The organism is Gordonia sp. (in: high G+C Gram-positive bacteria) (assembly GCF_049299075.1).
Lineage (GTDB): Bacteria > Actinomycetota > Actinomycetes > Mycobacteriales > Mycobacteriaceae > Gordonia.
Map to the genome: position 1 here is coordinate 1 of NZ_JBAQWU010000318.1, position 6,062 is coordinate 6,062.

Sequence of the window (6,062 nt, forward strand, 5' to 3'; positions counted from 1 at the left end):
GACCCGCCCGCGGCCCTGGCCGCGCCACCAGCCACCTCGACCAGCGTCGAAGGTCAGGTGATCCCGGTCGAGCGCGGCGGGGTCACGTCCCTCATCAATCGGGACACCATTTCCTGGGTCGAAGCCGTCGGCGACTACGCCCGGCTACACACCGAAACCGGCGCCTACCTCGTCCGTGTCACGCTCTCCACCCTCGAGTCGCATTGGGCCAGTGCCGGCTTCGCGCGCGTGCACCGCTCGTACCTTGTCGCTCTTCCGATGGTGACCGGCCTGCGCTCAGCTGGCGCCGCCACCAAAGTGATGGTCCGCGCCAACGGCGCCACCACGGCAGTAGAACTGCCGGTCAGCCGACGCCAGGTCCGCGAACTCAAAGACCGCCTCGTCCGGGATCCGCTGCGCTCGTTCCGCGCGGGGCCGCAGGACCGGGAGTAGCCGATGCCGCCGAGCTCCTCGCGACGCGAGCGCGTAGTGCTCTCCCAACGACGCGGCGCGCGGGCAGTGCGCACCCGCGCCGAAGTCGCCGAGCAAACCGAGGTCGGCGAGCATCTGGTGCGCGGCCTGGTCCGGGCCCAACTCGGCCTTGCGCTGCGAATCGGCCTGGCCGTCGCCCTGCTCCTACTCGCCATCCCGATCGCCGGCAGCACGTTTGCCGGCTTCGGCTCGGCCACCCTGTTCGGGGTCGCTCTCAACTGGATCGTGCTCGCCCTGCTGCCCTACCCGGTTCTCTACCTCGCCGGGCGCCTCTACATTCGCTTGGCCGAGCAGGCTGAACGGGACTTCATCCGCCTGATGGACGACGAGGAGCATCCGCGTTGATGACCGGCACCGGTGCGGCACTCGTGGTGGCCGCCGTGGTGCTGGCAACAGTCGGCACCGTGGCGATCGGCGCCTACGGTGGGCGCGGTGCCCGGTCGACGTCTGACTTCCTGGTCGCCTCCCGCAGTATCAGTGCCCGCTGGAACGCCGCCGCCATCGCCGGGGAATACCTGTCGGCCGCGTCCTTTCTCGGTGTCGCGGGCCTGGTCGCCAAGTACGGTGCGGATGCCCTCTGGTATCCGATCGGGTTCACCTCCGGCTACCTGGCCCTGCTGCTCTTCGTCGCCGCCCCGCTACGCCGCTCGGGCGCGTACACGCTGCCCGACTTCGCCGAGTTCCGACTCGGATCCACCCGCGCCCGTCGCGTCACGATGGTCGTCGTGGCTGGCGTGTGCATCCTCTACCTGGTGCCACAGTTGCAGGGCGCTGGCCTCACGCTGAACATCCTGCTCGGACTGCCCGGCTGGGTCGGCGTGGCGGTGGTCGGTACCGCTCTGATCATCAACGTCGTCAGCGGCGGCATGCGCTCGGTGACCTTTGCCCAAGCGATCCAGTACTGGCTCAAACTGACCGCCATCGCGCTGCCCGCTCTCGTGGCGATCATCCACTTCACCTCGAACCCGGCCAACCTGAGCGACCAACTCCCGGCCCGAGTCGCCACCGCCACCACCGTCACCGTCTCCACCGATGTCGCGGTGACCATCACCGATCCGACGGGCGTGTGGATCAGCGGCACCGTCGACGGCCAGCCGGTGACACACCAGCCCGCCGCGGCCGGCACCGTTGTCGTAGGTGGAGATTCCGAGCTATCCCTGGACGCCGGGGCCGCAACTCCGGTGGTCGCGGACGCCCCGCAGACCGGAGCGCAATGGGCCCGTTCGGGCGGCGGGTTGGGTGGAGGCCATCCGCTGTACCAGGTGATCTCGCTGCTGATCGCCACCTTCCTCGGCGCGTTAGGCCTACCGCACGTGCTGGTGCGGTTCTACACCAACCGCACCGGCACCGCGGCCCGCCGCACCGCCCTCACCGTGATCGCACTGCTCGCGCTGTTCTACCTGTTCCCGACGGTGCTCGGCGTGCTGTCCCGGGTCTACGTCCCGCAGGTCTTGGCCACCGGGACCTCCGATGCGGCCGTGCTGCTGATGCCGACGGCGATCGTCGGCGGCCTGGCCGGTGAGCTGCTGGTGGCGCTGGTGGCAGCTGGCGCGATCGCCGCCTTTCTGGCGACGTCGTCGGGCCTACTGATCAGCATCGCCGGTGTCGTCTCCACCGACCTCCTCAAAGCCGGAATCCGCAGCTTCCGGATCTGCGCGCTGATCGGCGGACTGGTCCCCATCGGCCTCGCCCTCGCCGCGGGCACCCTGGAACTGTCCCGGTCGGTGGGTCTGGTGTTCGCCGTCTCCGCCGCCACCCTGTGCCCGCTACTGGTGCTGGGCATCTGGTGGCGCGGGCTAACCGCCGCCGGAGCGGTCTCCGGGATGCTGGTCGGCGCCGCCACGTCCATCTTCGCGGTGCTGGCCGGCGCCTTCTGGGTCACCGGCAACGGCTGGCTCGCTGCCGTCGTGAACTTCCCGGCCGCGATCACAGTGCCGCTGTCCTTCGCGACCATGGTGATCGTCTCCCTAACCACCCGACGCACCCTGCGCAGCGACGTCGCAACCATCTTCGCCCGCATGCACGTCCCCGAGCGCTTCGGCCTGGTGCTCGAACGCACCCCAACCGGCGGCTAGCCCGTTCGCTGCCTTTCGGGTCCGTCGCCTCCACCAACGAGGAAGCGTTCCGCGGAACGCGGATCGTTTCGAGGTGCGGGCGAACGAGGATCCCCACGGCTGCCGTTGGTCGGCGCTGGATAACCGTTCGTCGCACGAGGGTCGGCCCTCGTCGCGTAGGTCACAGAACCCATTGTCTGTGAGCTGTGTCTCTACGAGAGTTCGGAGCAAGGCCGCACTTCGCGCGGCATCGCACCGAGGAGGCCGAAGTGTCTGACACACCCGATCACCCGCCGATACAACTCTCCGCGCCCAGCGCGGGCGAGTTCATTGCGGCCCAGCAAAGCCCCGAGTTCCAGAAGCTGCGGCGCACACTGCTGAGCTTCGTGTTCCCGATGACTGTGTTCTTCCTGTCCTGGTACGCGCTGTACCTGGTGCTCGGCGTCTTCGCGCCCGGCTTCATGGGCACCTCGGTCTGGGGAAACATCAATATGGGCCTGGTCCTGGGCCTTCTCCAGTTCGTCACCACCTTCGCCATCACCGGCCTCTACATCCGGTTCACGAACCGCAAGCTCGATCCGGCGGCCGACGTGGTCCGCGCAGGCTTCGCCGACGGCAAATATGCCCGTGAAGCCGATGTCCTGAAGCAGAGCGCCCCGAAGGGAGGCCAGCAGTGAACCACATCCTGAACCTCGCCGCGACCGAGGTCGACACCGGAAACTCGACCCTCAACATCCTGATCTTCGTCGGCTTCGTGATCGTGACCTTGATCGTGGTCATCAAGGTCTCCAAGGTCGGCACCACCAGCGCCTCCGAGTTCTTCACCGGCAGCGGAGGATTCTCCGGCCGCCAGAACGGCATCGCCATCGCCGGTGACTACCTGTCGGCGGCGAGCTTCCTCGGCATCGCCGGCGCCATCGCCATCTACGGCTACGACGGCTTCCTCTACTCGATCGGCTTCCTGGTCGCCTGGCTGGTGGCCCTGCTGCTGGTGGCTGAACTCCTGCGCAACACCGGCAAGTTCACCATGGCCGACGTGCTGAGCTTCCGGCTCAAGCAGCGCCCAGTCCGGCTGGCCGCCTCCATCAACACCCTGACGGTGTCGATCTTCTACCTGCTCGCCCAGATGGCTGGCGCCGGCGCCCTGGTGGCCCTGCTCCTCAACATCCAGAGCGATGCGGGCCAGGCGATCGTCATCACCGTCGTCGGCCTGCTGATGATCGCCTACGTGCTCATCGGCGGCATGAAGGGCACCACCTGGGTGCAGATCATCAAGGCCGTGTTGCTGATCACCGGCGCTGCGGCCATGACGCTGATGGTGCTCTTCAAGGGCGACATCATGTGGAACGTCTCGCACCTGCTTGGCATGGCGCAAGACGCCGTCAACAATGCCGTAGCCAGCGGTGACCTGACCGAGAAGGGTCAGGCCATGCTGACGACGGCGAGCGGACAGCCGCACGACGTCCTCGCCCCCGGCGCCCAGTACGGCGCGAACATGACCTCCAAGGTGAACCTGATCTCGCTGGGCCTGGCACTCGTGCTGGGCACCGCCGGTCTGCCGCATGTGCTCATGCGCTTCTACACGGTCCCCACCGCAAAGGAAGCTCGTCGTTCGGTGGTCTGGGCGATCGGCCTGATCGGCGCCTTCTACCTGTTCACCCTGGTCCTGGGCTACGGCGCAGCCGCCCTGGTCGGTCCGGAGAAGATCCTCGCAGCACCGGGCGGCGTCAACTCGGCGGCCCCGTTGCTGGCTCTGGAACTGGGCGGCGAGATCCTACTGGGACTGATCGCCGGCGTGGCCTTCGCGACGATCCTCGCCGTCGTAGCCGGTCTGGCGATCACCGCCTCGGCATCGTTCGCCCACGACATCTACGCCAGCGTGATCAAGAAGAACACCGCCTCCGAGGAGGAACAGGTCCGGGTCTCACGCATCACTGTCGTCGTGCTCGGCATCATCGGCATCATTCTGGGCATTCTGGCCAAGGACCAGAACATCGCCTTCCTGGTGGCACTGGCCTTCGCCGTGGCCGCCTCGGCCAACCTGCCCACCATCCTGTACTCCCTGTACTGGCGCCGCTTCAACACGCGCGGCGCGCTGTTCAGCATGTACGGCGGTCTGGCCATCACGATCACCCTGATCGTCTTCTCCCCGGCCGTCTCCGGCAAGCCGACGTCGATGTTGTCGAATGCCGACTTCGCCTGGTTCCCGCTCTCCAACCCGGGGCTGGTCTCCATCCCGGCGGCCTTCCTGCTGGGCATCATCGGAACTCTCACCTCGCGCGAGAAGCCGGACGTCGGCCGCCGCGCCGAGATGGAGGTCCGCTCGCTCACCGGTGTCGGTGCAGAAGGAGCACACGTCCACTAGCAGCGAACACGGCACAAGTTCTGGGCCCGCCGATCATCGGATCTGCGGGCCCAGAACTGTGTCCGGCACCCGACTTTGTCCACTGGACGGCCGGTCCCGAACCGAAGGATCGACGACGTTCAGACGTCCTGGATGCGGGCGAACGGCCGGGCTTCCTCCAGTTCGGAGGCCAGCTCCAGCAGGGTCCGCTCGTCGCCGAGGTCCGCGGAGAAGTGCATGCCGATCGGCAGCCCGGAAGCGGACTGACCCAGCGGCAGCGAGATCGCCGGGGTGCCCGACGAGTTGTTGGCCGGGGTGAAGGCGACGTACCGGATCAGCCGCTCAAGGACCTCGTCGAAGTCGCCTGCCGGATCCAGGTACCCGATCTCGGGGGTGGTGTGTGCGAGGGTTGGCGACAGGATGACGTCATATTCGGCGAACGCCGCACGAAACTTCCCGGTCGCCCGTTTGAGTCCGAGGATCGACGTAGGCATCCGGTAGAAGTTCCGGGCGAACCGCTGCGACAGCCCCCGGGTGAACGGGTCCACTTTGCTGCGGTCAAAACCCGCGCCGAGCACTGTTCCACCGAACCTGTCCAGGGAGAACGCCATCAGCGCCCAGTAGTTGGTGAACTGTCCGATGAACGCGCGGTCCACCGGGAGCGGCACCTGCTGAACGTGGTGCCCCAGATCAGCGAGCAGATCAACGGTGGCGCTCAGCTCACGCCGGGTATCTGCGTCCAACGCGTGCCCGGTGATCGACTCGGCGATCAGCGCGATCCGCAGCCGGCGCCTACCCGGTCCTTCCACCAACCCGACCGGCGGAAACTCTGCCACGCTGCGCTGACGCTCCAAATCCGCCAAGAAATACGCGGTGTCCCGAACTGAGCGGGAGACGATCCCGTTGGATACCAAATCGATCGGGGCGTTCGACGACGTCGACGCCGCTGCCGTGCGCCCGCGCGACGGCTTCAGCCCGACCAGCCCGCACGCCGCCGCCGGAATCCGGATGGAGCCGCCGCCGTCGTTCGCATGCGCGATCGGCACCACCCCGGCGGCCACGAGCGCGGCCGAACCACCCGAGGAGGCACCGCTGATGAAATCGGTGTCCCACGGATTGCGGGTGGGTTCGCGGTCGACGAATTCGGTGGTTGCGGTGAGCCCGAAGGCTGGCATTGTCGAGGCGGCCAGCAC

The 6,062-nt window shown here is 67.5% G+C and carries 6 protein-coding genes; 5 read left to right on the top strand and 1 reads right to left on the bottom strand.

Annotated elements, in window-relative coordinates:
- The 5 genes from WAW85_RS09840 to WAW85_RS09860 all read left to right on the top strand — a co-directional run.
- Nucleotides 1-432: LytR/AlgR family response regulator transcription factor (locus WAW85_RS09840; protein ID WP_422559435.1), on the top strand; the 432-nt coding region annotated here is incomplete at its 5' end.
- 3 nt (nucleotides 433-435) lie between these two features.
- On the top strand, nucleotides 436-816 hold the full coding sequence (locus WAW85_RS09845) for a hypothetical protein (RefSeq protein ID WP_422559436.1): 381 nt from the start codon (nucleotides 436-438) through the stop codon (nucleotides 814-816).
- Complete coding sequence (locus tag WAW85_RS09850; protein WP_422559437.1) at nucleotides 816-2,546, top strand: cation acetate symporter; 1,731 nt, start codon at nucleotides 816-818, stop codon at nucleotides 2,544-2,546. Before WAW85_RS09845 ends, WAW85_RS09850 begins: the two co-directional genes overlap by 1 nt.
- 248 nt (nucleotides 2,547-2,794) lie before the next feature.
- Entirely contained in the window at nucleotides 2,795-3,202 is a 408-nt protein-coding gene (locus WAW85_RS09855) for a DUF485 domain-containing protein (protein ID WP_422559438.1), read from the top strand.
- A complete protein-coding gene (locus tag WAW85_RS09860; RefSeq protein ID WP_422559439.1) occupies nucleotides 3,199-4,890 on the top strand; it encodes a cation acetate symporter in 1,692 nt (563 codons plus the stop codon). The genes WAW85_RS09855 and WAW85_RS09860 overlap by 4 nt, the downstream gene beginning before the upstream one ends.
- A 119-nt stretch (nucleotides 4,891-5,009) precedes the next feature.
- Here WAW85_RS09860 and WAW85_RS09865 read toward each other — a convergent pair.
- A partial coding sequence (locus WAW85_RS09865) for an amidase (protein ID WP_422559440.1) occupies nucleotides 5,010-6,062 on the bottom strand: 1,053 nt, incomplete at its 5' end.